Source organism: Microvirga sp. CF3062 (genome assembly GCF_036314045.1).
Taxonomy (GTDB): Bacteria; Pseudomonadota; Alphaproteobacteria; order Rhizobiales; family Beijerinckiaceae; genus Microvirga.
In genome coordinates this window covers 432,665-457,061 of the sequence record NZ_JAYGGN010000002.1, presented here as the reverse complement: position 1 = coordinate 457,061, position 24,397 = coordinate 432,665, and the positions used below count along the sequence as shown (strand labels likewise).

25 protein-coding genes and 1 other RNA gene are annotated in these 24,397 nt (G+C 63.1%); 14 read left to right on the top strand and 12 right to left on the bottom strand.

The annotated features are described in order from the left end of the window. Positions 1 to 85: 85 nt before the first annotated feature. From VB618_RS05635 to VB618_RS05625, 3 genes are all read left to right on the top strand, one after another. Positions 86 to 1,180, top strand: a complete 1,095-nt coding sequence (locus VB618_RS05635) for a calcium-binding protein (RefSeq protein ID WP_329795588.1) — start codon at positions 86 to 88, stop codon at positions 1,178 to 1,180. A 175-nt stretch (positions 1,181 to 1,355) separates the two neighbouring features. Next, the gene (gene argB / locus VB618_RS05630) at positions 1,356 to 2,261 is read left to right on the top strand and encodes an acetylglutamate kinase (protein ID WP_329795587.1); all 906 of its coding nucleotides are present in this window, start codon (positions 1,356 to 1,358) and stop codon (positions 2,259 to 2,261) included. Between the two features lie 83 nt (positions 2,262 to 2,344). Beyond that, positions 2,345 to 3,082, top strand: a complete 738-nt coding sequence (locus VB618_RS05625) for a pyrimidine 5'-nucleotidase (protein WP_329795586.1) — start codon at positions 2,345 to 2,347, stop codon at positions 3,080 to 3,082. 63 nt (positions 3,083 to 3,145) lie between these two features. Here the strand turns inward: VB618_RS05625 and VB618_RS05620 are convergent, their stop codons facing one another. Next, positions 3,146 to 3,649, bottom strand: coding sequence for a YciE/YciF ferroxidase family protein (locus tag VB618_RS05620; RefSeq protein WP_329795585.1), 504 nt, complete (start codon positions 3,647 to 3,649; stop codon positions 3,146 to 3,148). 105 nt (positions 3,650 to 3,754) lie between these two features. Continuing rightward, entirely contained in the window at positions 3,755 to 4,942 is a 1,188-nt protein-coding gene (locus VB618_RS05615) for a DNA recombination protein RmuC (RefSeq protein WP_329795584.1), read from the bottom strand. A gap of 194 nt (positions 4,943 to 5,136) precedes the next feature. Between VB618_RS05615 and def the strand changes: the two genes are divergently transcribed. Genes def through truA form a run of 4 tightly spaced genes read left to right on the top strand, consistent with a single transcriptional unit; the run spans position 5,137 to position 7,839 of the window. Continuing rightward, the gene (def, locus tag VB618_RS05610; protein WP_329795583.1) at positions 5,137 to 5,655 is read left to right on the top strand and encodes a peptide deformylase; all 519 of its coding nucleotides are present in this window, start codon (positions 5,137 to 5,139) and stop codon (positions 5,653 to 5,655) included. After that, the gene (gene fmt / locus VB618_RS05605) at positions 5,652 to 6,584 is read left to right on the top strand and encodes a methionyl-tRNA formyltransferase (RefSeq protein WP_329795582.1); all 933 of its coding nucleotides are present in this window, start codon (positions 5,652 to 5,654) and stop codon (positions 6,582 to 6,584) included. Before def ends, fmt begins: the two co-directional genes overlap by 4 nt. 8 nt (positions 6,585 to 6,592) lie before the next feature. Next, positions 6,593 to 7,087, top strand: a complete 495-nt coding sequence (locus VB618_RS05600) for a GNAT family N-acetyltransferase (protein ID WP_329795581.1) — start codon at positions 6,593 to 6,595, stop codon at positions 7,085 to 7,087. Positions 7,088 to 7,089: 2 nt separating this feature from the next. Next, positions 7,090 to 7,839 (top strand): tRNA pseudouridine(38-40) synthase TruA, encoded by a 750-nt coding sequence (gene truA / locus VB618_RS05595; RefSeq protein WP_329795580.1) that lies wholly within the window; start codon positions 7,090 to 7,092, stop codon positions 7,837 to 7,839. Here truA and VB618_RS05590 read toward each other — a convergent pair. The 7 genes from VB618_RS05590 to ffs all read right to left on the bottom strand — a co-directional run bounded on the left by VB618_RS05590 (position 7,831) and on the right by ffs (position 13,574). Continuing rightward, on the bottom strand, positions 7,831 to 8,421 hold the full coding sequence (locus tag VB618_RS05590) for a hypothetical protein (RefSeq protein WP_329795579.1): 591 nt from the start codon (positions 8,419 to 8,421) through the stop codon (positions 7,831 to 7,833). The genes truA and VB618_RS05590 overlap by 9 nt on opposite strands. Positions 8,422 to 8,525: 104 nt before the next feature. Beyond that, positions 8,526 to 9,689 (bottom strand): succinyl-diaminopimelate desuccinylase, encoded by a 1,164-nt coding sequence (gene dapE, locus VB618_RS05585; protein WP_329795578.1) that lies wholly within the window; start codon positions 9,687 to 9,689, stop codon positions 8,526 to 8,528. A 4-nt stretch (positions 9,690 to 9,693) separates the two neighbouring features. Next, positions 9,694 to 10,539 carry a 2,3,4,5-tetrahydropyridine-2,6-dicarboxylate N-succinyltransferase gene (gene dapD / locus VB618_RS05580; RefSeq protein WP_329795577.1) on the bottom strand — a complete coding sequence of 282 codons (846 nt, stop codon included), beginning with the start codon at positions 10,537 to 10,539 and terminating at the stop codon, positions 9,694 to 9,696. Positions 10,540 to 10,616: 77 nt separating this feature from the next. Then, positions 10,617 to 11,222, bottom strand: a complete 606-nt coding sequence (gene recR / locus VB618_RS05575) for a recombination mediator RecR (RefSeq protein WP_329795576.1) — start codon at positions 11,220 to 11,222, stop codon at positions 10,617 to 10,619. 69 nt (positions 11,223 to 11,291) lie between these two features. Continuing rightward, complete coding sequence (locus VB618_RS05570; protein ID WP_329795575.1) at positions 11,292 to 11,612, bottom strand: YbaB/EbfC family nucleoid-associated protein; 321 nt, start codon at positions 11,610 to 11,612, stop codon at positions 11,292 to 11,294. A 15-nt stretch (positions 11,613 to 11,627) separates the two neighbouring features. Next, entirely contained in the window at positions 11,628 to 13,448 is a 1,821-nt protein-coding gene (locus tag VB618_RS05565; RefSeq protein ID WP_329795574.1) for a DNA polymerase III subunit gamma/tau, read from the bottom strand. A 29-nt stretch (positions 13,449 to 13,477) separates the two neighbouring features. After that, an RNA gene (gene ffs, locus VB618_RS05560) (signal recognition particle sRNA small type) lies at positions 13,478 to 13,574 on the bottom strand. A gap of 207 nt (positions 13,575 to 13,781) precedes the next feature. On the opposite strand from ffs, the gene VB618_RS05555 reads away from it, so the two are divergent. Together VB618_RS05555 and nudC are read left to right on the top strand one after the other, a co-directional pair. After that, the gene (locus VB618_RS05555; protein WP_329795704.1) at positions 13,782 to 14,192 is read left to right on the top strand and encodes an HIT family protein; all 411 of its coding nucleotides are present in this window, start codon (positions 13,782 to 13,784) and stop codon (positions 14,190 to 14,192) included. Between the two features lie 3 nt (positions 14,193 to 14,195). Next, positions 14,196 to 15,098 carry an NAD(+) diphosphatase gene (gene nudC / locus VB618_RS05550; RefSeq protein WP_329795573.1) on the top strand — a complete coding sequence of 301 codons (903 nt, stop codon included), beginning with the start codon at positions 14,196 to 14,198 and terminating at the stop codon, positions 15,096 to 15,098. 788 nt (positions 15,099 to 15,886) lie between these two features. On the opposite strand, the gene VB618_RS05545 is transcribed toward nudC, so the two are convergent. Genes VB618_RS05545 through VB618_RS05535 form a run of 3 tightly spaced genes read right to left on the bottom strand, consistent with a single transcriptional unit; the run spans position 15,887 to position 18,011 of the window. Then, positions 15,887 to 16,420, bottom strand: a complete 534-nt coding sequence (locus tag VB618_RS05545) for a GNAT family N-acetyltransferase (protein ID WP_329795572.1) — start codon at positions 16,418 to 16,420, stop codon at positions 15,887 to 15,889. Continuing rightward, positions 16,417 to 17,271, bottom strand: coding sequence for a prephenate dehydratase (locus tag VB618_RS05540; RefSeq protein ID WP_329795571.1), 855 nt, complete (start codon positions 17,269 to 17,271; stop codon positions 16,417 to 16,419). Before VB618_RS05540 ends, VB618_RS05545 begins: the two co-directional genes overlap by 4 nt. Next, positions 17,268 to 18,011 carry a 3-deoxy-manno-octulosonate cytidylyltransferase gene (locus VB618_RS05535; protein WP_329795570.1) on the bottom strand — a complete coding sequence of 248 codons (744 nt, stop codon included), beginning with the start codon at positions 18,009 to 18,011 and terminating at the stop codon, positions 17,268 to 17,270. Before VB618_RS05535 ends, VB618_RS05540 begins: the two co-directional genes overlap by 4 nt. A 273-nt stretch (positions 18,012 to 18,284) precedes the next feature. On the opposite strand from VB618_RS05535, the gene VB618_RS05530 reads away from it, so the two are divergent. The 5 genes from VB618_RS05530 (at position 18,285) to VB618_RS05510 (ending at position 24,396) form a co-directional block, all read left to right on the top strand. Continuing rightward, positions 18,285 to 18,905, top strand: coding sequence for a c-type cytochrome (locus VB618_RS05530; protein ID WP_329795569.1), 621 nt, complete (start codon positions 18,285 to 18,287; stop codon positions 18,903 to 18,905). A 225-nt stretch (positions 18,906 to 19,130) separates the two neighbouring features. Continuing rightward, entirely contained in the window at positions 19,131 to 21,014 is a 1,884-nt protein-coding gene (locus tag VB618_RS05525) for an extracellular solute-binding protein (RefSeq protein ID WP_329795568.1), read from the top strand. Further along, positions 21,011 to 22,876, top strand: a complete 1,866-nt coding sequence (locus VB618_RS05520; RefSeq protein WP_329795567.1) for an extracellular solute-binding protein — start codon at positions 21,011 to 21,013, stop codon at positions 22,874 to 22,876. The genes VB618_RS05525 and VB618_RS05520 overlap by 4 nt, the downstream gene beginning before the upstream one ends. Before the next feature lie 39 nt (positions 22,877 to 22,915). Next, a complete protein-coding gene (locus VB618_RS05515) occupies positions 22,916 to 23,284 on the top strand; it encodes a DUF4260 domain-containing protein (RefSeq protein ID WP_329795566.1) in 369 nt (122 codons plus the stop codon). Next, positions 23,284 to 24,396, top strand: coding sequence for a microcin C ABC transporter permease YejB (locus VB618_RS05510; protein ID WP_329795564.1), 1,113 nt, complete (start codon positions 23,284 to 23,286; stop codon positions 24,394 to 24,396). The genes VB618_RS05515 and VB618_RS05510 overlap by 1 nt, the downstream gene beginning before the upstream one ends. The last annotated feature ends 1 nt before the right edge of the window (position 24,397 follow it).

The window sequence follows — 24,397 nt, the reverse complement described above, 5'->3', positions numbered from 1 at the left end:
GATTTGGACGCAACCCTCCAGTTAGAGGGTATAAACAAGCGATCATTGATATAACACAACATTGCCATTTAAAGGAGGCAATCTAGTGTTCTTTCTTCGTCAATTTTACAACATGACTTCGACCGAAGTTAAATATATCGTCCAAGAATATAACAACGTTAAATATTTTAGCACCTTAGAAGATATCTTGTTCGCAAGCCGGGACTCCGAGGCCCTCTTCTACGAGGTCGATGTAACCGGGAACGAACTTGCTAATCATATTACTGGCAGCTCAATGTCCAACGTGCTGGATGGCGGTGCTGGCCAAGACACCCTTGACGGGGGAGCAGGAGACGACGTCCTGTACGGCGGTCTCGGGGCAGACCTTCTTACCGGTGGAAATGGCAACGATAGCTACAACGTAGATAACGCTGGCGACGTAGTCAGCGAAGCAAACACTAGCGGCACCGATTTTGTTTACTCAAAAGTTAGCTATGTGCTGTCTGACAATGTGGAAAATCTCAGCCTCGGCGGTTCTGGACAGACTAGTTTTGAAAGCTATGAAAACATCAATGGCACGGGCAATGCCTTGGATAATTGGCTTACAGGTAATGCAGGCAACAATCATTTGAGGGGCCTTGAAGGCGACGATAGGCTGAGTGATGGAGGTGCCGGCCAGGACACCCTTGAGGGAGGTTCGGGTGACGACATGTACTATATTGAAAGCACCAGTAGCACTGTTATTGAAGCTGCCAATGGCGGGGTTGATACTGCCTTCCTGATGTTCCAGGTTTCCGATCTTGGTGCCGTAGACTTCAGTAAGCTCAAGAACGTCGAACGTATTCATTTCTCTAATTTTGCTTCAGGAAAATATGCGATCTTGGAAGACGGCGAGTTCTTCGTCCTTGACGATAAAGTGAATGCCAAGAAGCCGACCGACCTCGACGACTTTCAGGTGAAAGAGGACACGATTGGACTTTCCAAGTCTATTTTCTCGAAGATCGCCAAGAAGGGCGATCTCAAGAAGGGCGCCTTCTGGACAGGATCGAAAGCGCACGACAAGGACGACCGGATTGTCTACGACAAGAAGGCTGGCGATCTCTATTACGATGCGGACGGGTCCGGTGCCCGCAAGGCGGTCAAGTTCGCCGACGTCGACAAGAACCTGAAGATGGCGGCTAACGACTTCCTCGTCTTCTAAGTCTCCTTGGACCGCTCCCTCATCCGGAGCGGTCCATATCGATCCAAATCTGATCATTCCTCGACCGCACTGGTTTGGAAGTCCCGCCAACGGAACAAGCTACCCGGTTTCCATTGCATCCGACCTGGGCTAGAAGGCAGGCCGTCTGATCCTGATGACCGCGCCGGAGCCGTCCATGTCCGATCCGTCCACGCCCCTTCCCGACGTCCATGTGCAGGCCGAGGTGCTTGTGCAGGCCCTGCCGCACATGCAGCGCTATGACCAGCAGGTGGTGGTGATCAAGTATGGCGGCCATGCCATGGGCGACCGGGCGGCGGCCGAGGACTTCGCCGAGGACGTGGTTCTCCTCGAGCAGTCGGGCATCAAGCCCGTGGTTGTCCACGGCGGCGGGCCCCAGATCGGCAGGATGCTGGACAAGCTCGGCATCAAGTCAGAGTTCAAGGGCGGGCTCCGCGTCACGGATGCAGCCACCGTCGAGGTGGTCGAGATGGTGCTGGCAGGCTCCATCAACAAGCAGATCGTCGGCTGGATCGGCGCCGAGGGCGGCAAGGCTGTCGGCCTCTCCGGCAAGGACGGCAACATGGTCGTGGCCCGGAAAGTGACCCGCACGGCCGTCGATCCCGAATCCAACATCGAGAAGGTGGTGGATCTCGGCTTCGTCGGCGAGCCCGAGCAGGTGAACCGGGAAGTTCTGGACCAGGTGCTCCAGGCCGAGCTGATCCCGGTTCTTGCCCCGGTGGCGATCGGCCAGGACGGCCAGACCTACAACGTCAATGCCGACACCTTTGCCGGCGCCATCGCCGGCGCCCTGACGGCCAAGCGCCTCCTCCTGCTCACCGACGTTCCAGGCGTCCTCGACAAGAACAAGAACCTCATCCCCGAGATGACCATCGAGGATTGCCGACGTCTGATCGCCGACGGCACCATCACGGACGGCATGATCCCGAAGATCGAGACCTGCATCTATGCCCTGGAGCGGGGTGTGGAGGCGGTGGTCATCCTCGACGGCAAGGTGCCGCACGCGGTGCTGCTGGAGCTGTTCACCGATCATGGCGCCGGCACCCTGATCCGCCGGACATAGGGCCTAACCCTTCCCGAAGCGGCCGAGAGCGCTTATATTTCTGTCAGTGGGGCCGCACGGCCCCATTGTCGTCTTTGGAATCCATGAACGCCAAACCAGCCATCGAGAGCCATCTGTCCTCCGCCGAATCCCGTCTCTTCTCGCATGTGGAGACGTGGGTTTTCGACCTGGACAACACCCTCTATCCACACACCTCAAAGGTCTGGCCGCAGATCGACCAGCGCATCACCCTCTACATCACCGGCCTCTTCGGGCTTGATGGGCTGTCGGCGCAGGCGCTGCAGAAGTATTTCTATCACAAATACGGCACGACCCTTAAAGCGCTGATCGACGAGTACAATATCGATCCGCACGACTTCCTTGATTTCGCCCACGACATCGACCACACGGACATCGAGCTGAATCACAGCCTGGGCGAGGCGATCGAGCAACTGCCCGGCCGCAAGCTCATCCTCACCAACGGTTCGCGCAAGCATGCGGAGAACGTGGCCAGAAAAATCGGAATCCTCGACCATTTCGAGGACGTGTTCGACATCGCCGCCTCCAATTTCGTGCCTAAGCCTGACCGGCGCGCGTATGAGACCTTCCTCGACAAACACGGGGTGGAGCCCTCCCGTTCGGCCATGTTTGAGGACATCGCCAAGAACCTGACCGTGCCGCACGAGCTCGGTATGACGACCACCTTGATCGTGCCGAAGACCCTCGATCCGTTCCGGGAAAGTTTCGAGCAGGAAGCGGTCCAAACGCCGGATATCGACTACATCACCAACGACTTGGCGGATTTTCTGCGCGCCTACGCGCTGCCGCAGAAATCCAAGTAATAACCACCCTAATAAAAATGGCCTCCTGTCGGAGGCCATTCTCGTAATCAGCGGTCGACGAGCTTAGGCAGCCTTCGTGTTGACCTTGCTCTCGGCGATACGGTTGAGCTTCTGGTCGGTCGCCTTTTCCTGATCCAGGATCTGGTGCAGGACACCGGCGCAGTCTTCGCGGCCGAGTTGCTTGGCCCAGGCTACGAGGGTGCCATAGCGGGTGATCTCGTAATGCTCCACGGCCTGAGCAGCGGCGAGCAGCGCGGCGTCGAGAACCTGCGGGTCGTCGATCTCGCCGGCGATGTCCTGCGCCTCGCTGATGATGCCGTCGATGGCCGGGCACGTCACGCCCTTCGGATCATGGCCGTGCATGCGGAACACCTGCTCGACCATCTGGATCTGCTGCTGGGTCTCACCGAGATGGGTCTGGAACGCCTGCTTCAGCTGCGGATCCGTGACCTGCTCCATCATCTGCGGCAGCGCCTTCGTGATCTGCTGCTCAGCGTAGTAGATATCCTGCAGGGTATGGATGAAGAGGTCATCCAACGACTTGATGTCCTTTGACAAAAGGCCCATAGCGCAATCCTTCCCGAGTTTTTGAGACATGCCCGCATGCGAGCGCCATCATTCGCTTGGCGCATCGTGCAGCTTGGGGAGAACGTCGCGGGCGGAAGGCGGTTCCTAATCCACCGCCCGAAGATTGCGACCCTGAAGGCGCAGGAGCTCGGCCCGGGCCTCCGCCTCCCCTTCGTCGAACTCGAGGGCTTCGATCCTCTCGCCGCGCTTCACGATCTTGTCGGTCGATACCCGGATCTGCGCCACGTCGTCCTGCGCCTGCCGGAAATGCGCATCGAGCTTCGCGACGCGGGTATCGAGCCGCTCCACATCCTCCAGAAGCTTCTGCACCTCCACCTGGATCACCTGCGCCTCCTGGCGGATGCGCGCGTCTCGGACGAGGGTCTGCATAACCTGGATGGCAAGTGTCAGGAGGGACGGCGAGACGATGACGATGCGGGCGCGATGGGCCTTCTGCACCACGTCGTCGAAATGCTCGGCGAGATCGGCGTAGATCGACTCCGCCGGCACGAACAGCATGGCAATGTCCTGCGTCTCGCCGGGTATCAGGTACTTCTCGGCAATATCCTTCACGTGAACCAGCATGTCGCTGCGCACGCGCGCTGCCGCGCGGGTTCTCGCCTCGTCGCCCTTGGCCTCGCGGAAGAGGGTGAACCCCTCCAGTGGGAACTTGGCGTCGATCACGAGACAGCGCTCGTCGCCCGGCAGCCGCACGAGGCAGTCCGGGCGCGTGCGGTTGGAGAGCGTCGCCTGGAACTCGAACGCGCCCACGGGCAGCCCATCGCGAACGATCGCCTCCATGCGTCCCTGACCGTATGCGCCGCGCGTCTGCTTGTTGGACAGGATGTCCTTCAATCCCACGATCTCGCCGGTGAGGTTGCTGAGGTTCTGCTGCGCCGCGTCGATGACCGCAAGGCGCTCATTCAGCTTCGACAGGTTTTCGGACTGATGCCGGGTGGAGGCCTCAAGCCCCTGCCCAACCCGGTGCTGCAGCCCGTCGATCCGCTCCGAGATCATCCGCACGAAATCGCTTTGTCGGGAGCCGAACACCTCCGCCATGGTCCGCATCCGGCCGGTCATCTCGGATTGGGTGCGGGTGAGCTCCGCTACTTTGTCGTCCATCTCCCGCGACCGCTCGTCTGCGATCATCGCTTCCATCGCCCGATCCTGGCGGGTCCTCAGGAGCAGCACGGTCACGAGGAGCAGAAGAAAGAGGCTTAAGGCCGCCATCCCCAGGACGATCTGCCCCCAAGTCAGGGAGGTTTTGCCGAGGATCAGGACGACATCATTCATAAAGGTCAAGGTTCCGGTTGACGGATGCATCCGAACATAAGTGCCTCGTGCGGAAAAGTGGATTCCACTTTTCCGCACGAGGCACTTATGAATGATAAGCATCGGATTAGCCCCAAAAGTGGACCCACTTTTGGGTCCGATGCCTGAGACGAACGATTTGACCATCCTCGCCCAAGCCCTTATCTCCCGCGATCATGACTATCAGACCCCTCGTCATCATCCCCGATTCCAAGCTCCGCCTGGTTTCCGAGCCCGTTAAGGAAATCACCGGCGAAATCCGCAGGCTTGCGGACGACATGCTGGAAACCATGTACGACGCTCCCGGCGTCGGCCTGGCCGCCATCCAGATCGGTGTGCCGGTCCGCATGGTGACAATGGACGTGTCGAAGTCGGAAGACGAGCGCCAGCCGATGGTGCTCATCAACCCCGAGATCCTCTGGGCCTCTGAGGAGAAGCGGGTTTACGAGGAAGGCTGCCTCTCGATCCCCGAATATTACGAGGAGGTCGAGCGGCCGGACCGGGTGCGATTCCGCTACATGGACCTGCAGGGCGAGACCATCGAGCAGGACGCGGACGGCCTACTGGCCACCTGCGTCCAGCACGAGATCGACCACCTCAACGGGGTCCTGTTCATCGACTACCTGTCGAAGCTCAAGCGTGACCGGGTGGTGACCAAGTTCAAGAAGGCGGCCAAGCGCGAGGCCGGCGCATGAGCCTGCGCGTCGTCTTCATGGGCACCCCCGATTTTGCGGTACCCACCCTGTCCGAGATCGTGGGCCAAGGCCACGAAGTGGTGGCCGTCTACACCCGCCCGCCGGCTGCCGCCGGGCGCGGTATGGAGCTGAAGCCCTCCCCGGTCCATGCCATGGCGGACCGGTTCGGGATCCCCGTATTCACGCCCAGGACCCTGCGCACGGAAGAGGCCGCGGAGGTCTTCCGCAGCCACGATGCCGATGTGGCCGTGGTGGTGGCTTATGGAATGCTGCTGCCGAAGGCCATTCTCGAGGCGCCGGAGCTCGGCTGCCTCAACCTTCATGCCTCCCTGCTCCCCCGTTGGCGCGGCGCGGCGCCGATCCAAAGGGCCGTCATAGCCGGTGACCAGGAAACCGGCGTCGCCGTCATGAAGATGGAGGAAGGGCTCGATACGGGTCCTGTCGCCATGGTCGAGAAGGTTGCGATCACGCCCGACATGAACGCGGGCGACCTGCACGACAAGCTCATGGTGCTCGGCGCCGACCTCATGGTGCGGGCGCTTGCCGCCCTCTCGCGTGGAGGCTTGAGCTTCACGCCTCAGCCGGAGGAGGGCGTGACTTACGCCCATAAGCTCAAGAATGAGGATGCCCTTATCGACTGGTCGAAGCCGGCACAGGCGGTGCACGACCATATCCGCGGGCTCTCGCCCTTTCCAGGAGCCTACTTCACGGCCGATTTCGGCAAGGGCACGGAGCGGGTGAAGGTGTTGCGGGCCACCTTGGGGAAAGGCTCAGGTTCGCCTGGGACAATGCAGGATATTAATGGTATAATATCCTGTGGCGACGGGGCTGTCCGCCTGATCCAGGTTCAAAGAGCCGGCAAAGGCCCCGTGGCTTTCGAGGAATTCCTGCGCGGCGTGAGGCTTGGTCCGGGCGCCCGCTTTGGGTGAGGCCGCCTATGACGATCCGTCTGAAGGAAGCCGCAGACTGGCAGGCAATCTATGCGATCTATGTCGCGGCCTTCGGACAATCGGCTGAAGCCGATCTTGTGCAAAGCATGCATAAGGACGGAGATCTGCTCCTCTCCCTGATTGCCTATAACGACCTGCCCGCAGGGCATATAGCCTGTTCCCACCTGAGGCTGATCGAGGCTCCGTCCATCAAGGCCTGCGTGCTCGCTCCACTGGCGGTGGTTCCTTCCTTTCAGAAGCAGGGCATTGGAGCCGAGCTCGTCCGGCATAGCCTGGAGCGGCTCAGGGGCGATGGTTACGATCTGGCGGTCGTTCTGGGAGAACCGCACTATTACGGGCGCTTCGGCTTCGATCCCAAGCTGGCGGAAAAGCTGAAAACACCCTATGACGGGCCTTATCTCCAGGCCCTTGCGCTTTCCGACAACGGGAAAGGCGCCCATGGCCCTGTATCCTACGCCAGGGCCTTTGCGGAACTGAACTAGACATGCCTCGCTACAAGCTTGTCGTCGAATATGACGGCACGCCATTCATCGGGTGGCAGCATCAGACGAACGGTCTCTCCGTGCAGCAGGCGGTCGAGGATGCCATGGCGCGCTTTGCCGGCACCCCCGTGCGCATCCACTGCGCCGGCCGCACCGATTCAGGCGTTCACGCCACCCATCAGGTCGTGCATGTGGACCTGGAGAAGGAGTGGCAGCCGGATACGGTGCGGGACGCCACCAATTCCCACCTGAGGCCTGCCCCTGTCGCGATCCTGTCGGCGCAGATCGTGCCCGAGACGTTCAATGCCCGCCTCTCCGCCGTGAAGCGCCATTACGTCTATCGCATCCTCAACCGGCGCGCGCCGCCGGCTCTTGAGGCGAACCGCGTCTGGCATGTGGCGTGGAATCTCGACGCGGATGTCATGCACGAAGCCGCGCAGATGCTGGTAGGGCGGCACGACTTCACCACGTTCCGGGCGGCCGAGTGCCAGGCCAACAGCCCGATCCGCACCCTTGACCGGCTCGACGTGGAGCGGATCGGCGACGAGATCCGCATCCATGCCTCCGCCCGCTCGTTCCTGCACCACCAGGTGCGCTCGATGACGGGAACGCTGGAGAGGGCCGGTGCCGGCCGCTGGTCGGTGGAGGATGTGCGGGCGGCCCTGGAGGCGCAGGACCGCAAGCGCTGCGGCCCCATGGCACCGCCGACGGGCCTGTACCTGATCGGCGTTGATTATCCAGACCTAGCCTAGAAGCCCCCGCATCGCAGTTCCGACGAAGGCATTGAGCACGATGCCGAGCGCAACGATGCCCAGCGCAGGCATGCTCGTGACACCCAGCGTCGACTTGGTGGCGAACCATTGCAGCCGGACGATGACGACCGCAAAGGCGAGGCTGAAGAGGCTGGCGAGGCCGGGGGGCGCCCAGCCCAGCAGCATGAGCATGGCCGGCACCGAGAGCACCAGCATGCCGATGACGGAGATCCAGTTCGTGACGATCACGAAGGGCACATAGGCTTTCTCGAGACGAAGCCAGCGGACGATCCAGATCATGGCGAGCGGAAGGGCCAGGAAGCCTGCCACATGGCCGAGGGCTACGACGAGATCGAGCCAGACATTGTCCAGCAGCGACCGATCGGGCTGGAGCAGGCCGAGGCGCAGGCGCTCGAAGGCCAGGGAGACCACATAGGCCGGAAGGGTCAGCCAGAGCGCCGTGAAGGAGCGCCAGAAGCCCCGCTCGCTCATGTCGAAGGACTTCAGCCCCTCTGCCCTGCTGTTGAGCAAGTCCAGGGCTCCCCTGAACGACCGATTGACCTCATCCGCCGTGACGATCATGAGCAGCCTCAATGTGGAAGACGCTTGCTCACGATGAATAGACGGACGCGCCAAAACGTTCCGCCCGCTTTCCGACTTTAGTCTAAATAGTCAGGCTTGGGCTTTCAGGATGCAGCGGCGAAGTACGCGTCGAGCACCTTGCGGTAAATTCCTGTCAGAAGGTCCAAATCGACGACCGGCACCCGCTCGTCGATCTGGTGCATGGTCTGGCCCACGAGACCAAACTCCACCACCGGGCATTCCTTCACAATGAAGCGAGCGTCCGACGTGCCACCGGTGGTGGAGAGCTTCGGCTGAAAGCCGGTCTCGGCCTTGATGGCATCGGCGATGAACCCCACGAACGCGTTCGGCGGCGTCAGGAACGCGACCGCATTGGTCGGTTCCATCGTCAGCGTATAGCGCACCGTGTTTCCGGCGGCTTCGCGCAGGCGGCGGTCGATCTCCTCCTCCAGGCTTTGAGGCGTCCAGAGATCGTTGAAGCGGATGTTGAAGGTCGCCCGCGCCTCGGCCGGAGTGACGTTGGAGGCCGGATTGCCCACGTCGACCGTGGTCACCTCCAGGTTCGAGGCGTCGAAATGCTCCGTTCCGTGATCGAGCGCTTCGCTCAAGAGCCCTGAGAGCAGGCGCAGCATGCCGGGAATCGGGTTGTCCGCCAAATGCGGATAGGCCACATGCCCCTGCTTGCCCTCGACGACGACCCGGCCCGTGAGCGAACCGCGCCGGCCGATCTTGATCATGTCGCCGAGCTGGTTCGGGTTGGTCGGCTCGCCGAGGATACAATGGTCGAAACGCTCACCACGGCCCTTTGCCCATTCGAGCAGCTTGACCGTTCCGTTGACGGCCGCTCCCTCCTCGTCTCCCGTGATGAGGAAGCCGATGGAGCCCTTGAAGCTCGGGTTGTTGCGGATGAAGTCGAGCGCCGCTGCCATCATGCAGGCGATGCCGCCCTTCATGTCGACGGCGCCTCGCCCATAGAGTTCGCCGCCATGGATCTCGCCGCTGAAAGGATTATGGGTCCAGCGGCCCACATCACCCGGCGGCACCACGTCGGTGTGGCCGGCAAAGAGCAGATAGGGCTCACCCCTGCCGTATCGGGCATAGAGGTTTTCCACGTCCGGCGTGCCGGGCTCGGAGAAGACCGGCCGATGGACCTCAAACCCCACCTCCTTCAGCACGCCCTCGATGAAGGCCAGCGCCCCGCCCTCCTCCGGCGTCACGGAGGGGCAGCGGAGGAGTGACTGGGCGAGGGAGAGTGGGGAGGGTTCCATAGGATCAATCCCGCAAGAGCTCGTTGATTCCGGTCTTAGCCCGCGTCTGCGCGTCGACGCGCTTCACGATGACGGCGCAGTAGAGGGACGGGCCAGGGGTGCCATCCGGCAGAGGCTTTCCGGGAAGTGAGCCGGGCACAACCACCGAATAGGGCGGCACGCGGCCGACGAAGACCTCGCCGGTGTTGCGGTCGATGATCTTGGTGGAGGCCGAGAGGAACACGCCCATGGAGAGCACCGAGCCTTCCTCTACCACCACGCCTTCCACCACTTCGGAGCGGGCGCCGATGAAGCAGTTATCCTCGATGATGGTGGGATTGGCCTGGAGCGGCTCCAGCACGCCGCCGATGCCGACGCCGCCGGAGAGATGCACGTTCTTGCCGATCTGGGCGCAGGAGCCAACGGTCGCCCAGGTGTCGACCATGGTGTTCTCGTCCACATAGGCACCGAGATTGACGAAGGAGGGCATCAGCACCACGCCGGGCGCGATATAGGCGCCGCGGCGCACGGTGCAGTTCGGTACGGCGCGAAAACCTGCGGCGCGGAAGCGGTTTTCGCCCCAGCCGGCGAACTTGGACGGCACCTTGTCCCACCAGGTCGCCTCGCCCGGCCCGCCGCCGATCACTTCCATGTCGTTGAGGCGGAAGGAGAGCAGCACGGCCTTCTTCAGCCATTGATGCACCTGCCACTCACCGCCTGCTGCCTTCTCGGCCACGCGGGCCTTGCCGGAATCGAGGAGATTCATCGACTCCTCGATAGCCTCACGTACGGCTCCCGTGGTGGAGGCGCTGACATTGGCCCGGTCCTCCCAGGCTGCGTCGATGGTACGGGCGAGATCGGTGGTGGACATGGGCAACTCGGGGCAAGGGTTTCGTTGTCGCCTGATTAGCAACGGTGCTTTGGCCTGTCACCTGAAAGACGCTCGGCTCAGAACGAGGTGCGCTGCCTGATCGCAGCCGAAAGGGTGCCCTCGTCAAGATAATCGAGTTCGCCGCCGACCGGCACGCCATGGGCGAGCTTCGTCACCTTGACGGGCAGATGCGCGAGCAGCTCGGTGATGTAGTGGGCTGTTGTCTGCCCATCCACCGTGGCGTTGAGCGCCAGGATCACTTCCGACACGCTGGGCTCCGACACGCGGGCGATGAGGCGCTCCAGGTTCAGGTGTTCGGGACGCACGCCGTCGAGCGGCGAGAGCACGCCGCCGAGCACGTGGTACTTGGCGGTGACCGCACCCGAGCGCTCCAGCGCCCAGAGATCGGACACATCCTCCACCACCACGAGAATCGAGGGATCGCGCTTGGCATCCCGGCAGATGGTGCAGGGTTCCGACGTATCGACATTGCCGCAGGATGAGCACACCACGATGCGCTCGTTGGCGATGCGCATGGCATCGCTCAACGGATTGAGCAGGGACTCGCGTTTCTTGATGAGATGCAGCGCCGCGCGCCGCGCCGAGCGCGGGCCCAATCCCGGGAGGCGGGCCAGCAGCTGGATCAGGCGCTCAATCTCGGGGCCGGCAACGTGCTGGGCCATTCAGGTTCTCTTTTGCTTGTGTCGCATCGCTTGATGCGAAGAACCGGTATCCACTTCTTCGCGCGATGCTCAGAACAGCTTCATGCCGGGCGGCAGCGGCAGGCCCTTGGTAATGCTCTCCATGCGCTCCTGGGCGGCACGTTCTGCCTTGCCGCGGGCGTCGTTCATGGCGGCCACGACGAGATCCTCGAGGATCTCTTTCTCGTCCGGGTTCATGAGCGAGGGATCGATGTTGATCGACTTGAGATTACCCTTGCCGGTCACCTTCACGGTCACGACGCCGCCGCCCGCCGTGCCGTCGACTTCGAGGGTGTCGAGCTCGGCCTGGGCGTCCTGCAGCTTCTGCTGCATCGCCTGAGCCTGCTTCATCAGTCCCATAAGGTCCTTCATGACCGCATCCTCAATTTAAAACAGATCGTCGTCTTCTTCAGTCTCGTGCGCAGCCGCCGCATCCTCCTCGCCGAGGATCTCGGTTTCAGCATCCTCGGCGGCCTTCTCGGAACGCTCGATGACGTTCACGATCTGCGCACCGGGAAACTTGGAGAGCACGGCCTGCACCAAGGGGTGATTGGCCGCCCCCTCCTTGCGCTCGCGCTCGGCGGTGACTGCCTTCTCGTGCAGGGTCGGCGCGCCTGCTTCAGAGGACAACGCCACCATCCAGCGCTCGCCGGTCCATTGCTGGAGGGCGCGGGTGAGATCGTTGGCGATGGTGCGGCTGCCGGTCTCGGTGAGGCTGAGCTCGATGCGGCCCTCCTCGAAGCGCACGAGACGCACGTCCCGCTCCAGCGCCGCCTTCAGCACGATCTCGCGCTTCTCGCCGGCGAGCGCCACCACGTCCTCGAAGCGGCGCAGGCGCATGGTCGGCTCAGTCTGCGCGGCCTGCGGGCGCGGCTGCGGCTGAGCTTGCGAGGTCGCGAGCGCCATGGTGCCGGAGGTGGCGGGGCCGGAGGGTCGCGAAGGCGCGGGAGCCGGGCCGCTTGTGGGCACCGGAGCGCCGTCCTTCAGCGCGCGCAGCGCCTCGTCCGGCGTCGGCAGGTCGGCCGCATAGGCGAGGCGCACGAGCACCATCTCGGCCGCGGCGATAGGGCGGTTCGAGGCCTGAACCTCGGGGATGCCCTTCAGCAGGATCTGCCACGCGCGGGACAGGGTCCTGACAGAGAGCTTCCCGGCAAAGTCGGTGCCGCGGGTACGCTCGATCTCGGAGAGAGCAGGATCCCTGGCGGCTTCGGAAATCAGCTTGAGGCGGGTGACGATGTGCGAGAAGGCCGCGAGATCGGACAGGATCACGGCCGGATCCGCACCGGTATCGTATTGCGAGCGCAATCCAGCAAAAGCCGCCGGCACGTCGCCGCGCATCACCGCCTCGAAGAGATCGATCACTTGGCCGCGGTCGGCGAGGCCCAGCATGTCGCGCACCGTGTCGGGCGTGACCACGCCTGCGCCATGGGCGATGGCCTGATCCATCAGCGACAGGGAATCGCGCGCCGAGCCTTCCGCCGCACGGGCAATCGCCGCGAGTGCTTCCGGATCGGCCTTCACGCTCTCGGCGTCGCAGATACGACCCAAGTGCGTGACGAGCTTGTCCGCCTCGATACGGCGCAGGTCGAAGCGCTGGCAGCGGGACAGGATCGTGACCGGGACCTTGCGGATTTCGGTGGTGGCGAAGATGAACTTCGCGTGCGGCGGCGGCTCCTCCAGGGTCTTCAGGAAGGCGTTGAACGCCTTCTCCGAGAGCATGTGGACCTCGTCGATGATGTAGACCTTGTAGCGGGCCGTGACCGGCGAATAGCGGATGCCGTCGATGATCTGCCGGACGTCGTCGATGCCGGTATGCGAGGCGGCGTCCATCTCCAGCACGTCCACGTGCCGCGATTCCATGATCGCTTCGCAATGGACGCCGAGTTCCGGCATGTGGATGGTCGGCGCGCCGGAACCATCGGGTTTCTGGTAGTTCAACCCGCGGGCCAGGATGCGGGCCGTGGTGGTCTTGCCGACGCCGCGAACGCCGGTGAGCATCCAGGCCTGCGGAATGCGGCCCGTCTCAAAGGCGTTCGAGAGGGTGCGGACCATGGCCTCCTGACCGATTAGGTCATCGAAGGTCTTGGGGCGATATTTGCGGGCAAGAACGCGGTAGGGCGAGGCCTTCGCTGCGGAAGCAGGCGCGGCGGGAAAGCCAGGCAGGGCCGGCTCGTCGTTCAGGGGCGTGCCGGCTGTGGTATCGTCCATCGACTGCAAGGCTTTGGATAAATTTTTGAGGTGGGAGGCTGGACGAAGACCCGTTCGGTCTCGTTAGGGCTGCTTCCTTCCGGACCTGACCCAGTTGGCGAGTGAGACGTCCCTCGCCAACCTCCCACCGGCTATATGAGGGCATCGGCCCCGAAACGCAAGTTGGAAACAGTTATCCAGAGGCTGTCATCCTGGGGCTGCGTCAGCAGAACCCGGGATCGCTGGACGAAGATGACGCTTATCCTGCTCACGATCCCGGATCTCCGCTTCGCTTCGTCCGGGATGACGAATCCTGATGCTGACACGGCGCCGCAGGCTCGGTTACATAGCTTCATGACATTCCAGCTCGATTCCCGGCTCGACGCCGACACAATCCCGGTCGGCGACCTCGCCCTTTCCTCGGTCCTGCTGCTGAACGACGCACGCTTTCCCTGGTTTGTGCTGGTGCCGCGTATCGAGGGGTTAAGCGAATTGACGGACCTCTCCGAGGAGCAGTCCGCCCAGCTCATGCAGGAGATCCGCATTGCCACCAAGGTGATGCTGGAGCTCTCGAAACCCGACAAGGTGAATGTGGGGGCGCTCGGCAACATCGTGACGCAGCTTCATGTCCATGTGATCGGGCGTTTCCGCTCCGATCCGGCCTGGCCCGGCCCCGTCTGGGGGCACGGCACCCGGACGCCCTACCCTCCTCACGCGGCCTCCGCCCTGATCGAGCGCGCCACCACCCTTTTCGCGGCAGCCTGACCCATGACCCGACCCATCGGCTACATCACGAACCCGCTCGTCCGCCACAGTGCGGAACGGGACCCGGAGGCGATCGCCAATGCTTTGGTGAACCCATGGACTGCCATGGTCGTCCTGGCGGGGGATCTGCCCATCCTGCGGATCGGCGAACCGGGAACGTGCCTCCTGACCGCCGAGATCCTGGGGCGCCTTCCCGCCCATCAGGAGCAGGTGTTTCTCGGCACCCTGAACGATCGCCCGGTGGTGGCGACCCTGGTCTCCCCCGAGGCAGCCGAGCTGTTCCAGGACGATCCCGTCTTCACTGCCGTCGACTTGCGGTCCATCGCGATGCGCGGCCTCGTGCCGGCGGAGGAACTCGGGATGCTCGCCATGGCGAAGTCCATGCTCGACTGGCACCGCCGCCACCGCTTCTGCGCCAATTGCGGTGCGCCGACGCAAGCAGCCCAGGCTGGCTTCCGGCGCGATTGCGCCGTCTGCAGCGCGCAGCATTTTCCGCGCACCGACCCGGTGGTCATCATGCTCGTGACGCGCGGCGATAAGTGCCTCATGGGCCGCCAGCCGCGTTTTCCGGAGAAGATGTATTCCTGCCTCGCGGGATTCCTGGAGCCGGGCGAGACCATCGAGGACGCGGTGCGCCGGGAGACCTTCGAGGAGGCGGGCATCCGGGTCAGCGCGGTGCGCTACCTCACCTCCCAGCCCTGGCCCTTTCCGTCGAACGTCATGATCGGCTGCATCGGGGAGGCCCTCACCGACGACATCGCCTTCGACGGCGAGGAGCTGGAAGACGCCCGCTGGTTCACCAAGGACGACATCCGGCGCATGCTGGACGGCACCCACGAGGAATTCCTGGCGCCCGCCCCGATCGCGATTGCGAACCACCTCATCCGGGAATGGGTGAAGGAGTAGCGGCGGCTGTCCTCCCGGACGGCGGAGCCGATCCGGGATCGGATGCAGGGTGGGGAGCTGGATCCTCAACGCCGTCATCCCCGCGCAGGTGGGGATCCATAACCACAACATTTCAAGAAGAGGCCATCAGCGTCGCGCCTCTTTCTGCATCGTCAGCGGCTATGGATCCCGGGCTCTGCTCCGCAGCCCCGGGATGACAGTTGCTTTACTCGTCTTGCGATCCCGGATCTGCGCTGCGCTTCGTCCGGGATGACGCTGATGGGTGGCTTGTCAAAGAGCCAGCACTTTGGGGCCCGCAGCGTGAGCTGCGAGCCTGAAGATGATCGAGGGTGGCGCGTTGGGCAGCCGGCTCGATGTGTGATGGTGAAAGTGAGAGCCGAACTGCTCGTCACGCGCGGTTCTTTTCAGGTGGACCTGGTCAGAGCCAGAGTCGACCTCCCGCGACCACAGGCATGCGAGGCCTGCGGCGGGACCGCTCCCCGCCCCACTCTTGCGACGCCTCGCGAGCGCGCCCCTCGTCGGGCGAGGATGTCTTTGGCTATAGCCTAGCTTAGGAGGATTGTCAAGAACAAAGTGAGAACATATACGCTGCTACCCCTCTCCCCTTCGCGGGAGAGGGTGGCCTGCAAAGCAGGTCGGGAGAGGGGCAGTCATGACGAGCACTTCCCCTCTCCCGGCTCACTCCGTTCGCCACCCTCCCCCGCACAGGGGGGAGGGTTCACGCGCCTCATCCTGCATCCGATTCCGGCTCGCCCTGCTCGCCGGGGATGACAAGTGTTGCGGTGAATTCAAACCCGCCGAGTCAGCTCGAACCGATACACAACCTCGGTGACCATCTGCCCGCGCAGATCGAAAGACTGCTCGTGCCCGGCTATGCCGCCCAGCATCTCATAGAAGCGGCGTGCGGGCAGGTTGTCCTTCAGGACCCACAGGCCGACGGAGCGGACGCCGTGGGCGGCGAGGTGCTCGAAGACACCGGTCATGAGCGTGCGCCCGATTCCCTGCCGCTTGACCTTGTCGAGAAGGTAGATCGCAAAAATTTCAGCCTCAGTCCCGAGAAGCTCAGCTTCCGTGACCCGGATCGGCCCGCCACGAATGAAGCCGACGATCTCGCCATCATCCGTTTCAGCCACGAGGAGCTTGGCCCGAGGCTCTGGTTCAGCCAGAGCCCTTTGCCATAGCTGCATCCGCTCTTCGACGGAGAGGCCCGCGAGTGCATCCGGTGTGAGAAAATCCTTGTAGGACTCGCGCCAGCCCTGAACGTGGGCCCTAGCGATGCCTTCAACGTCCGTCTCGCGGCCCTCGCGGATCCTGATCGTCACTCCGCCGCTTCCCGGATTTTCGCCCGGAACGGATCGGCCGTGTAGACGCCGAGGATGCGCAATTCGCGGGAGAAGAACTCCAGTTCCTCAAGCGCCCGCTTGAGGTTGGCGTCCTCCGGGTGGCCGTCGACCTCGGCATAGAATTGGGTTGCCAGGAACTCGCCTTCGAGCATGTAGCTCTCGAGCTTGGTCATGTTGATGCCGTTGGTCGCAAAACCCCCAAGCGCCTTGTAGAGCGCGGCAGGAAGGTTGCGGACGCGGAACACGAAGGACGTGACGACGGGGCCATTTCCGGCGGGAGCCCATTGCGGCGTTTTCGACAGGATGACGAAGCGGGTGGTGTTGTGCGCCTCGTCCTCCACATTCTCGGCCAGAATCCTCAGGCCGTAGATGTCGGCCGCCATGCGGGGCGAGAGTGACGCCCGGGAGGGATCCTTCCACTCCGCCACCTCACGAGCAGAGCCTGCGGTGTCGCCCGCTACATGGGCTTTGAGCCCGAGCTTGCGAATGATCTTGCGGCACTGGCCGAGCGCATGGACGTGGCTATAGACGTCCTTGATGGTGCCGAGATTGGCCCCGGGGATAGCCATCAGGTGAAAATGGATCGGCAGAAAATACTCGCCGACGATGTGCAGACCCGAGGTGGGCAGCAGATGGTGGATGTCGGCCACGCGGCCGGCGATCGAGTTCTCGATCGGGATCATGGCGAGGCTCGCCGGCCCCTCGTTCACGGCAGCAAAAGCGTCCTCGAAGGTCGGGCACGGCAGAGCCTCCCATTCGGGGCGCGCCTCGGAGCAGGCGGTGTGGGAATTGGCGCCCAGCTCGCCTTGGAACGAAATCAGCTTGCTCATGCTATCCTCCGGGCCGCGATGATCTCGCGCGCCCTTTCCAGATCGTGAGGGGTATCGACCCCGAGAGGCACGTCGTCGACCACGACGGCATCGATGCGCATGCTGGCCTCCAGCGCGCGCAGCTGCTCCAGCTTCTCGCGCAGTTCCAGGGGCGACGGCGGCAGGCCGACGAAACGCTGCAGCGCCTTTCGGCGGTAGGCGTAAAGGCCGATGTGATGATAGAGCGGGCCATCACCATAGGGCGCGGTGGCACGGGTGAAGTAGAGCGCCCGGAAGCGGCCCGGAGAGACCTGGCTTCCCACCATCTTCACGACGTTGGGGTTGGTCTTCTCCTCCTCGCGCCCAATGACGGCGACGAGGGTGGCCAGATCGACTTGCGGATCCGAGAGCGGAGAGATCGAGGCGGCGATGGCCCGGGGATCGACTGTCGGCAGGTCCCCCTGCACGTTCACGACCACGTCATGCCGCCCCTCCGGGTCGAGCTTTTCCACAGCCTCGAAGATGCGGTCGGAACCGGAGGCGTGGTCGGCTCGCGTCATGACGGCCTGACCACCTGCCCGCGTCACGACCTCGGCGATCTCGGGCGCATCGGTGGCAACCGCCACCGGCCCAATCCCCGCCTCCACGGCCCGGCGCCACACATGGACGATCATAGGCTCGCCGGCGATGTCGGCCAGAGGCTTGTTGGGCAGGCGCGTTGCGGCCAGACGGGCCGGGATGAGGACGAGAGGGTCGGACATAACGTGATCTTTAAGGCGAGGGGTTCGAGCGTCCTTAGCAAGGCGGGTCCTGTTTGTCATGAGTGCGTGCGGCACTCTATCCAAGGACCTTGAGGCGCCCGAATTCGTTGCAACCCCGAACTGCGACCACGAGAACGGCGAAAACTCCCGGAAACCCCATTGTCAAACCCCCATGACAACGGCTAAGCAACGCCCCGACGCGGGCACCCGCCCGCGGATCCTTTCTGCTGCGCTGGTTTCGCCGCTTTTACGAAGGCGAGGAGAGCCTCACTCATGAATATCGAGACCAATAAGATCGCGGGCGCCGTTTTCGCCTCGCTTCTCTTCGTGGTCGGCGTCAATGTCATCGCCGGCGGCCTGTTTTCTCCCGAAAAGCCCGCTGTCCCGGGTTACGACCTCCCGGCCCCCGAAGAAGGCGCTGCCGCCAGCGCTGGCGCCGCCGCTCCGGCCGAGCCGCTTCCCGTTCTTCTCGCCAGCGCCGACCTCGCCAAGGGTCAGGCTGCGGCCAAGAAATGTGCCTCCTGCCACACCTTCGAGGAGGGCGGCGCCAACAAGGTCGGTCCGAATCTCCATGGTGTCGTCGGACGCCCTCTCGCCTCTCATGGGGGCTTCAACTATTCGGGAGCTCTCAAGGGTAAGGGCGGGGAGTGGAATTATGAGGCTCTGAACGCCTTCATCCAGAACCCCAAGCAGTCCGTTCCCGGCACCATCATGGCCTTCGCCGGCATCGCCCAGGCCAAGGAACGGGCAGACCTCATCGCCTATCTGAAGTCGGTCTCCCCCGCGGCTCCTCCGCTTCCCGAGGCATCTGCCGCGGCTGCGGCTCCGGCCAATGCGGCCGCTCCTGCGGCCCCTGCCGCTGGAGGAGCGCCTGCCGCTCCTGCGGCCCAGTAAAGCGCATTACTTTCACATTCAGGAGAGCCGGGCCCCAAAGCCCGGCTTTTTCTTTTGAGCCGCCTCTCCTTTCATGCGTTGTCCCTTGCGCTCGCCCCATCGCGCCCAAAAATGTAGCAAGCGCATCGTGCGGAAAAGTGGGAACCGGTTTTCCGCTCCGAACGATGCGCCAGTATGAAGAAGCATCGGATGGATCCCAAAAGTGCAAATCCACTTTTGGGTCCGATGCTTGAAACAGACGCCTCACGTCTCAGGAGACGCCTTGTGATACGCATCCTTCTGCCGAGCTTTCTGGCCGCCTGCCTTGCCCTCAGCCCCCTCGCAGCCCAGGAAGCCCAATGGCGGCACGGATCGGTCCTGCTCGACGAGCCGAAATACCCCGCAGGCTTCAAGCATTTCGACTACGTGAACCCGAATGCTCCGAAGGGCGGGCTGGTCCGCTTAGGCGCCCAGGGTACCTTCGACAGCTTCAACATCGTGGTGGCCGGCGTGAAGGGTTCGCCCGAGCAGGGGATCGGGCTCGTCTACGAGGCCTTGACCACCTCTGCCCTCGACCAGCCGAACTCGTCCTATGGCCTCCTGGCCGAGGCCTTTGCCTATCCGGAGGACTATTCCTCCGTCACGTTCCGCCTGCGCCCGGAAGGGCGCTGGCACGATGGGAAACCGGTGACGGCGGATGACGTAATCTTCTCCTTCGAGGCACTGAAAGCGAACAGCCCCACTTACGCCTTCTACTATGCCAATGTGACGAAGGCCGAGAAGCTGGGCGACCGGGAGGTGAAGTTCACCTTCGACGAGAAGGGCAACCGAGAGCTGCCGCAGATCATGGGCCAGCTCATTGTCCTGCCCAAGCATTGGTGGGAAGGCACGGCGCCGGACGGGCGCAAGCGCGACATCACGCAGACGACCCTGGAGCCGCCGCTGGGCTCGGGTCCCTATCGGCTTAAAAGCTTCGAGCCGGGCCGCACCGCCTCTTACGAGCGCGCGAAGGATCATTGGGGCGCGGGGCTCAACGTGAATGTGGGCCAGAACAATTTCGATGAGATCCGGTTCGAGTATTACCGCGATGCGACGGTGCTGCTCGAAGCCTTCAAGGGCGACCGCATCGACTTTCGCTCCGAGAACAGCGCCCGCAACTGGGCCGTAGGATACGACTTTCCGGCGCGCCAGGAAGGACGCGTCGCTTTGGAGGAATTCCCGATTCGTGCGAGCGGCAGGATGCAGGCCTTTGTGCTCAATCTCAGGCGCGACCAGTTCAAGGACCAACGCATCCGCCGCGCCTTCAACCTCGCTTTCCCCTTCGAGGAACTGAACAAGACGATCTTCTACGGGCTCTATGAGCGGCCTTCGAGCTATTTCCACGGGCTCGACCTCGCATCGTCCGGACTGCCCGAGGGCAAGGAGCTGGAGATCCTGGAGAGCGTGCGCGACAAGGTGCCTCCGTCGGTCTTTACGACGCCCTACAAGAACCCGGTCAACGACTCCCCCGAAGCCACGCGCAACAACCTGCGCGAGGCCGACCGCCTGCTGAAGGAAGCGGGCTGGGAGGTGAAGGGAGGCCGCCGCGTCAACGCCAAGGGTGAAGTCTTCAGCGTCGAGCTTCTCGGCAGCAGCCCCAATGACGAGCGCATCTTCCTGCCCTATGCGGACGTTCTCAAGCGTCTCGGCATCGCCGCGACGGTGCGCACCGTAGACGACGTTCAGGAGACCAATCGAACCCGTTCTTTCGATTTCGACATCACCACGGGCCTCTGGCCCCAGTCTTCGTCGCCCGGCAATGAGCAGCGTGACTTCTGGGGCTCGCAGGCGGCAAGCCGCGAAGGCTCGCAGAACCTTGCCGGCATCGCGGACCCCGCAGTCGATGCATTGATTGATCGCGTGATCTTCGCCAAGGATCGCGACGAGCTGGTGGCCGCCACGAAGGCACTCGACCGTGTGCTGCTAGCGCACGACTACGTCGTTCCGCAATGGACGTCGCTCAAGCAGCGCACGGCCCGCTGGGACCGCTACAGCCATCCCGAGAACATGCCGCGCTATGGTGGCGCCGCCTTCCCGACCATCTGGTGGTACGATGAGGCCAAGGCCGCCAAGACCGGAGTCCCGCGATGAGAGAGTTCAGCCGCCGTAGAGTTCTCGCGACAGGGGTGGCCGCCGCCGCTCTCCCGTTCCTCCCTCACGCTGGTTGGGCGCAGGAAGGCAGCGAGACCGAGAGCCACGGCCTCTCCAGCTTCGGCGAGCTGAAATATGCACCCGACTTCCGGAATTTCGACTACGTCAATCCCGCCGCTCCGAAAGGCGGCACGCTGGCGATCCAGATCAAGCAGACCTACGGCAACCAGAACTTCGACACGTTCAACACGCTGAACACCTTCGTGCTGCGGGGCGACGGCGCTGCCGGCATGACCAGCACGTTCGACAGCTTGATGACTGGCTCCGGCGACGAGCCGGATGCGCTCTACGGGCTTGTGGCGAAAAGCGTGCGCATCTCCGACGACAGGCTGACCTATCGCTTCGTGCTGCGCCCCGAAGCGCGCTTCCATGACGGCTCGCGGCTGACGGCGAAGGATGCGGCATTTTCCCTGAACATCCTCAAGACCAAGGGGCATCCGCTTTATTCTCAACTCCTGACGCAGATGGCCTCTGCGGAAGCGGAGTCGGACGAGATCCTGCGCGTGCAGTTCACGCCGCAGCGCAGCCGCGATCTGCATCTCGTCATCGCCGGGTTGCCGATCCTCTCCGAGCGCTACTGGCAGGGCAAGGATTTCGAGGCCTCGACTCTCGAAGCGCCGCTCGGCTCCGGTCCGTACAAGGTCGGTCACTTCGAGCAGGGACGCTTCATCGAGTTCGAGCGCGTGCCTGACTACTGGGCCAAGGGTCTGCCTGTGAATGTGGGGCAGAACAATTTCGACCGCATCCGATACGAGTATTTCCGCGACCGCACGGTAGCCTTCGAGGCCTTCAAGAACGGCACACTCAACTACAACGAGGAATACACGTCGCGCATCTGGTCGACGGGCTATGACTTTCCGGCCATGCGTGAAGGCCGCGTGAAGAAGGAAGAGATCGAGAGCGGAGCTCCATCCACTATCCAGGGATGGTACTTCAACATGCGGCGCGACGCGTTCAAGGATCCACGCATCCGCGAGGCCATCGGCCTTGCCTTCGATTTCGAATGGACGAACGCCAACATCATGTTCGGCCTGTTCAAGCGCACAGGCTCGTTCTTCGAGAACAGCGACATGAAGGCTGTGGGCAAGCCCTCTCCGGAGGAACTCGCCCTTCTTGAGCCCTTCCGCGGCAAGCTTCCCGCTTCCGTCTTCGCGGAGCCTCCCGTGCCGCCCGTCTCCGATGGTTCGGGTCAGGACCGGCGTCTCCTGCGCCGCGCGGACGAACTCCTGCGCGAGGCCGGCTGCAAGCGCGAGGGTGGCGTGCTCAAGCTGCCGAACGGCCAGCCGTTCCGGATCGAGTTCCTGGACTTCCAGCCTTCGCTTCAGCCTCATACGCAGCCCTTCCAGGCCAATCTGAAGCGGCTCGGCATCGATGCGGTCTCGCGTGTTGTGGACGCGGCTCAGTATCAGCGCCGGATGGAGGAATACGACTTCGATATGGCGAGCCGCAATCTCGGCGGCTCCTCCACACCCGGTGACAGCCTGCGGCTGGTCTACGGCTCGGCTGCCGGCAAGCGGCCCGGCTCGCAGAACATCGCCGGGATCGACGATCCGGCCGTCGACGCGCTGATCGAGACCATTGCCACCGCAAAGTCCCGCCAGGAACTTACCATCGCGGCCCGCGCCCTGGACCGGGTCCTCCGTTCGGGCCATTATTGGGTGCCCATGTGGTACAGAGCCAGCGAATGGCTCGCCTATTGGGACCAGTTCTCGCGCCCGGCGACAAAGCCGAAGCTCAGCTCGGGCGCGCCGGGAACCTGGTGGTACGATGCCGAGAAGGCAAAACGGATCGGGCGAGGATAAGGCTTGGACACAGCTGCTGCGACACGCAATGAGGCGGACATGCCCCGTCTGCTTCTTCGCCTCGAGGGCTTGGCTCTCTTCATCCTGGCCACATGGGCCTTCGCCTATACCGGCACCTCCTGGTGGCTCTACGCCATTCTCTTCCTCAGCCCCGACCTGAGCTTTGCAGGCTACTTGGCCGGTCCCCGGCCCGGAGCCATGGCCTACAACGCCCTGCACTCCACCCTCGGACCTGCGCTGCTCGCAGGGCTTGGTCTTTTCCTCGATCACTCTATGCTGCTCGGGATCGCAGCCACTTGGGCGGCGCATATCGGGTTCGACCGCATGTTGGGATATGGCTTGAAATATTCGTCCAGCTTCAACGACACCCACCTCGGCCGCATCGGCCGGCAAGCAGCAGGCGCTTGATGCTGGCCTATATTGCGCGTCGCGTTCTTCTCATGATCCCCACCATCCTGGGGATCATGCTCATCTCCTTCGTGCTCGTGCAGTTCGCCCCCGGTGGCCCCGTCGAGCGCATCATCGCCCAGCTCCAGGGTCAGGATTCAGGCGCGACCTCACGCATCTCCGGCGGAGGCGGCGATATGGCGGGCGGCCAAGCTCCTGGAGGGGCTGGCGCAGGCGATGCCTCGTCGTCGCGCTATCGCGGCGCGCAGGGGCTCGATCCGCAATTCATCAAGCAGCTCGAAACGCAGTTCGGCTTCGACAAGCCGGCCCATGAGCGCTTCCTGAAGATGATCTGGGATTATGCGCGCTTCGACTTCGGCAAGAGCTACTTCCGCGACATCTCCGTGCTGGAACTCATCAAGGAGAAGCTGCCGGTCTCGATCAGCCTCGGCCTCTGGATGACGCTGATCTCCTATGCCATCTCGATTCCGCTCGGCATCAAGAAAGCGGTGCGGGACGGCTCCACCTTCGACATCTGGACCTCGGCCATCGTCATCATCGGCTATGCGATCCCGGGCTTCCTGTTCGCGATCCTGCTGATCGTGCTGTTTGCCGGCGGTTCGTTCTGGCAGGTCTTTCCTCTGCGCGGGCTCACGTCGGAGAACTGGGCCTTCATGCCGTGGTACTGGCAGATCGCCGACTACTTCTGGCACCTCGTTCTGCCCATCACCGCCATGGCGCTGGGAGCCTTTGCCACATCGACTCTGCTGACGAAGAACTCGTTCCTCGACGAGATCCGCAAGCAATACGTGCTCACCGCCCGCATGAAGGGCTTGTCCGAGCGCCAGGTTCTCTATGGCCACGTCTTCCGCAATGCGATGCTCATCGTGATCGCGGGCTTTCCCGGAGCCTTCATCGGAGCATTCTTCGCCGGTGCGCTCCTCATCGAGACGATCTTCTCCCTCGACGGCCTGGGGCTTCTGTCCTTCGAGTCGATCGTGAACCGCGACTATCCGGTGGTCTTCGCCAATCTCTACATCTTCTCGTTGGTGGGCCTCGCGGTGAACCTCGTGTCCGATCTCACCTATACCTGGATCGATCCGCGGATCGATTTCGAGACCCGGGAGGCGTGAG

Bases quoted from the DNA above. Each gene is read 5' to 3' on its own strand.
- VB618_RS05565 (WP_329795574.1), bottom strand. From the start codon at position 13,448: ATGGACGATACCACAGCCGGCACGCCCCTGAACGACGAGCCGGCCCTG.
- VB618_RS05530 (WP_329795569.1), top strand. From the start codon at position 18,285: ATGAATATCGAGACCAATAAGATCGCGGGCGCCGTTTTCGCCTCGCTT.
- def (WP_329795583.1), top strand. From the start codon at position 5,137: ATGACTATCAGACCCCTCGTCATCATCCCCGATTCCAAGCTCCGCCTG.
- VB618_RS05625 (WP_329795586.1), top strand. From the start codon at position 2,345: ATGAACGCCAAACCAGCCATCGAGAGCCATCTGTCCTCCGCCGAATCC.
- VB618_RS05520 (WP_329795567.1), top strand. From the start codon at position 21,011: ATGAGAGAGTTCAGCCGCCGTAGAGTTCTCGCGACAGGGGTGGCCGCC.
- VB618_RS05515 (WP_329795566.1), top strand. From the start codon at position 22,916: ATGCCCCGTCTGCTTCTTCGCCTCGAGGGCTTGGCTCTCTTCATCCTG.
- VB618_RS05620 (WP_329795585.1), bottom strand. From the start codon at position 3,649: ATGGGCCTTTTGTCAAAGGACATCAAGTCGTTGGATGACCTCTTCATC.
- dapD (WP_329795577.1), bottom strand. From the start codon at position 10,539: ATGTCCACCACCGATCTCGCCCGTACCATCGACGCAGCCTGGGAGGAC.
- argB (WP_329795587.1), top strand. From the start codon at position 1,356: ATGTCCGATCCGTCCACGCCCCTTCCCGACGTCCATGTGCAGGCCGAG.
- VB618_RS05535 (WP_329795570.1), bottom strand. From the start codon at position 18,011: ATGTCCGACCCTCTCGTCCTCATCCCGGCCCGTCTGGCCGCAACGCGC.
- dapE (WP_329795578.1), bottom strand. From the start codon at position 9,689: ATGGAACCCTCCCCACTCTCCCTCGCCCAGTCACTCCTCCGCTGCCCC.
- VB618_RS05540 (WP_329795571.1), bottom strand. From the start codon at position 17,271: ATGAGCAAGCTGATTTCGTTCCAAGGCGAGCTGGGCGCCAATTCCCAC.
- VB618_RS05555 (WP_329795704.1), top strand. From the start codon at position 13,782: ATGACATTCCAGCTCGATTCCCGGCTCGACGCCGACACAATCCCGGTC.
- VB618_RS05570 (WP_329795575.1), bottom strand. From the start codon at position 11,612: ATGAAGGACCTTATGGGACTGATGAAGCAGGCTCAGGCGATGCAGCAG.
- truA (WP_329795580.1), top strand. From the start codon at position 7,090: ATGCCTCGCTACAAGCTTGTCGTCGAATATGACGGCACGCCATTCATC.
- nudC (WP_329795573.1), top strand. From the start codon at position 14,196: ATGACCCGACCCATCGGCTACATCACGAACCCGCTCGTCCGCCACAGT.
- VB618_RS05525 (WP_329795568.1), top strand. From the start codon at position 19,131: ATGCTTGAAACAGACGCCTCACGTCTCAGGAGACGCCTTGTGATACGC.
- VB618_RS05510 (WP_329795564.1), top strand. From the start codon at position 23,284: ATGCTGGCCTATATTGCGCGTCGCGTTCTTCTCATGATCCCCACCATC.
- VB618_RS05600 (WP_329795581.1), top strand. From the start codon at position 6,593: ATGACGATCCGTCTGAAGGAAGCCGCAGACTGGCAGGCAATCTATGCG.
- VB618_RS05590 (WP_329795579.1), bottom strand. From the start codon at position 8,421: ATGATCGTCACGGCGGATGAGGTCAATCGGTCGTTCAGGGGAGCCCTG.
- VB618_RS05615 (WP_329795584.1), bottom strand. From the start codon at position 4,942: ATGAATGATGTCGTCCTGATCCTCGGCAAAACCTCCCTGACTTGGGGG.
- recR (WP_329795576.1), bottom strand. From the start codon at position 11,222: ATGGCCCAGCACGTTGCCGGCCCCGAGATTGAGCGCCTGATCCAGCTG.
- fmt (WP_329795582.1), top strand. From the start codon at position 5,652: ATGAGCCTGCGCGTCGTCTTCATGGGCACCCCCGATTTTGCGGTACCC.